Annotated in this window: 3 protein-coding genes, 1 tRNA gene and 1 pseudogene; 2 read left to right on the top strand and 3 right to left on the bottom strand. The window is 73.7% G+C overall.

All coding sequences use genetic code 11. The annotated features are described in order from the left end of the window. Positions 1-760 (top strand): MFS transporter (locus tag ACFW2E_RS43845; protein WP_384476868.1); only part of this gene is annotated, 760 nt, incomplete at its 5' end. A gap of 14 nt (positions 761-774) precedes the next feature. On the opposite strand, the gene ACFW2E_RS43840 is transcribed toward ACFW2E_RS43845, so the two are convergent. Then, positions 775-1686: a transketolase family protein gene (locus ACFW2E_RS43840; protein ID WP_384476865.1), complete on the bottom strand. Its 912-nt coding sequence runs from the start codon at positions 1684-1686 to the stop codon at positions 775-777. A gap of 35 nt (positions 1687-1721) precedes the next feature. Then, positions 1722-2429: pseudogene (locus tag ACFW2E_RS43835) on the bottom strand (transketolase). A 124-nt stretch (positions 2430-2553) separates the two neighbouring features. Here ACFW2E_RS43835 and ACFW2E_RS43830 point away from each other — a divergent pair. Further along, positions 2554-2630: transfer RNA gene (locus ACFW2E_RS43830), tRNA-Pro, on the top strand. A gap of 28 nt (positions 2631-2658) precedes the next feature. Here the strand turns inward: ACFW2E_RS43830 and ACFW2E_RS43825 are convergent. Then, entirely contained in the window at positions 2659-3342 is a 684-nt protein-coding gene (locus ACFW2E_RS43825) for a TetR family transcriptional regulator (protein WP_384476862.1), read from the bottom strand. Between the last annotated feature and the right edge of the window lie 55 nt (positions 3343-3397).

Below are 3397 nucleotides of genomic sequence, written 5' to 3'. Positions count from 1 at the left end.
CCGGGTGGGCGCCACCCCCCCCCCGGGGGGGGTGGCGCGGGCCCCCCCCGCTCCCACGGGGGGCAGCGCCGTGGGCGTGCTGCGGCTCCGGCTGCCCCCGGTGCCCGCGAACGGCCGTACGTCCGGGCACGGCGCCAAGGCGTTCAGGGCCGATCTCGTCGAGGGCTGGCGGGAGTTCAGGGCACGGACCTGGCTCTGGGGAGTCATCGCCGTGTGGTGCGTCTACATGATCGCCGTATGGGGGCCGACCGTCCCCCTGGTGGCCACCGAGGTGGTGCACCAGCACGGACCACGCGCCTACGGCCTGGTCAACTCCGCCCTCGGCGCGGGCACCGTCGTGGGCGGTCTCCTCGCCCTGCGGTTGCGGCCGCGCCGCATGCTGCGCGCGGGGGCGGTCGCCCTGTTCGCCTTCGTGGGTTTCCCGGCGGCCGTCGGTGCCGGTCTCGGCGTACCGGCCATGGCGGCCGGGGCCGCCGTCGCCGGGGCGGGGATGTCGTTCTGGGGCGTGATGTGGGCGACCAGTGTGCAGACCCAGGTACCGCCGGACGTCCTCAACCGCATCCACGCCTACGACGTCGCGGGTTCCCTGGCGATGATGCCGGTCGGTCAGGCCCTCGCGGGTCCCGCGGCCGGGGTCCTCGGCACAGATCACGTTCTGCTGGCCGCCGCGGTGACGAGTCTGGCGGTCGCCGCGGCCCTGCTCGCGGTCCCCGCGGTGCGGAACCTGGTCCGGGCCGACGCGACCGCGCCCCCGCGCTGAACCCCGCCGATCGCCTACCTCGCAACCGGGCCCCCGGCGAACCGTCCGATCCGCTCCCGCAGACTGCCTGCGTCGAGCCCGTGGGCGGCGACGTGCTCCTCGACGGTCCCGTACCGCCGCAGCTCGCGCCGCCCCACACCCAGCCCGAGCACCCGGTGGGGCACGTCGGAGAGCGCCTCGCTCACGGCGGCCGTCGACGTACCGGCGAGATACGGCTCGACGAGGACCACGTCCGTGCCGGCCGTCTCCGTGGCCCGGCGCAGCGCGGCCCCGTCGAAGGGCCGTACGGTCGTCGCGTACAGGACGGTGACGTCGAGGCCCTCGGTGGCGGTGAGCACGGCGTCCAGGACCGGTCCGACGGCAACGACCACGCCGGAGCGTCCCTCGCGCACGGTGCGCAAGCGCTGCCCGTCGACCGCCAGGGCCTGCCGGTTGGCCTGCACGGAAAGCCGGACGTACACCTTGTCGTCGCCCGCCGCCACCGCGTGCCGCAGCAGCGTCTCGGCCTCGTCGGGGTGCCCCGGCACGTGTACGGTCCAGCCGTCGAGGGTGTCGAGCAGCGCGATGTCGCCGGGCGCCATGTGGGTGTACCCGCCGGCGGGCCAGTCGAAGGAGGCGGCCGCGCTGACCAGCACGGCTCCGACGTCCTGATGGCCGAGATCCAGCTTCACCTGCTCGAACGGCCGCTCGACCAGAAAGCTGGCGAAGGTGTGCACCACCGGCCGCATCCCGGTGAGCGCCAGCCCGGCCGCGGCGCCGACCAGGAGCTGCTCGCGGATGCCGACGTTGATCACCCGGTCCGGGTGCCGGCGCCGTGCCCCGGCGAAGCCGTCCTTGCCGATCTCGGCGAGGACGACCGCGACCCGGGGATCCTCGTCCAGGATCCGGGAGAGGACGGGAGCGAAGCGGTCACGCATGGTGTCCATGGAGGTCAGGCCCTTCTGGGAGTCCGGGGGTGGATTCAGGCGTTATTCGGTTCGACACGGGCCACGACCACGTGCGGGCGGCCCGGATGCGGGGCGGTGAACGCGTCGTACAGCGCCTCGTGGTCGCGTCCGTCGACGGTCAGCGCGGACCAGCCCGCGGCCTCGAAGCGCGCGGCGATACCGCCGGGCCGGGCGTGGCTCGCGGAGGAGTTGTCGACGACGACCGTGTGCAGCCGCTCCAGGCCGGCGGGCCCGGCGAAGGCGATCGCCTCGTGGTTGCTGCCCTCGTCCAGCTCGGCGTCGCCGATCAGCACCCACACCCGCGGATCGTCCAGCCGCTGCGCCCGCAGGCCGATCGCGGTGCCCACCGCGATCGGCAGCCCGTGCCCGAGCGATCCGCTGCCGATCTCGGCCCCCGGCACCAGCACCCGGTCGGGGTGGTGGCCGAGCGGGGAGCCGTACGAGCCGAAGTCCGCCAGCCAGTCCACCGGTACGAAGCCCTTCGCGGCCAGCACCGCGTAGTACGCCATGGGTCCGTGCCCCTTGCTCAGCAGGAACCGGTCGCGGGCCGGGTCCTGCGCCGGGGGCGGGCGGCCCCGCAGGACCCGGGCGTACTACACCCCCACCACGGCGAGGGTGGCGGTGGGGGCGGGGCGCGGGGGCTCGGGGCCGGTCATCCGGCCCATCAGTGCGGGCAGGTCCGCGTAGGCGTACGTGCGTCCGTGTTGCTCGGTGATCGTCATGCGGACGATCGTGCAACCTCAAGCAAACTTGAGGTCAAGGCAAAAGGGGTGCGCGACCACCGGCCCGAGTGCGGTATTGTTTCCCTGCGCGTTTCGACCGGGGAAACCCCAGGTCAAACGGCACCGGGACGTGGCGCAGCTTGGTAGCGCACTTGACTGGGGGTCAAGGGGTCGCAGGTTCAAATCCTGTCGTCCCGACCAGCTTCACAGCAGGTCGGAGGCCGTCTTCTCATCGACGAGGAGGCGGCCTTTCGTCGTCGCTCCGGTAGCGCGCGGTGACCTGGGCCAGATAGCCGCGGAGCATGATCCTGGCCTCGTCGAGGAGGATGCTGTCGCCCTCGGGGTCGCGGCGGAACGCCTCCTGGGCGAGCGCGTCGCCGGCCAGGAACGCGGCATGGCAGGCCCGGCCGAGCGCCTCGTCGTCCTGGGCGAGACCGAGCGCGAGCAGGATGCGGCGGACCCCGTCCGCCATCCGGCGCTTGTGCTCACGGTCCGCGTCCCGGGCCCGCTCGGTCAGACCGCTGCCGAACCACAGCGCCCGGAAGCCGTGTTCGGCGCGGTAGACCGCGGCACAGGCGTCGACGAGCACGCCGACCGGGTCGTCCCAGCGCTCGGCCTCCGCGGCCCGGGCGAAGTCGTCCATCACCCTTTCGAGCCGGGCGAAGTAGCCGGTCGCCAGGGCTTCGATGATCGCGTCACGGTCGGGCAGGTACTGGTACAGGGAGCCCACCGACACCTTCGCCTCGGCCGCGACGCGGGTGGTCGTCAGCGCCTCGACGCCCTCGGCGACCAGGACGCGCTCCGCGGCCTCCAGGACCCGGGCGAGGCGGGCCCTGCTGCGCGCCTGCCGGGGGGTGCGGCGCAGGGGTGCGGTGGCGCCCGCCCGGTCGGTGTCCGTGGTCGGCTCGCCCACGCATGGCCTCCGAAAGTGAACGTGACATTGTTTCTGGTTTACGTTAGCGTCGCGT

It is taken from the genome of Streptomyces sp. NPDC058964, from assembly GCF_042741275.1.
Lineage (GTDB): Bacteria > Actinomycetota > Actinomycetes > Streptomycetales > Streptomycetaceae > Streptomyces.
This window is presented reverse-complemented; position numbering and strand designations above follow the sequence as displayed.

Excerpts from the sequence above, each read along its gene's own strand:
- ACFW2E_RS43840 (WP_384476865.1), bottom strand. The coding sequence starts at position 1,686 with ATGGACACCATGCGTGACCGCTTCGCTCCCGTCCTCTCCCGGATCCTG.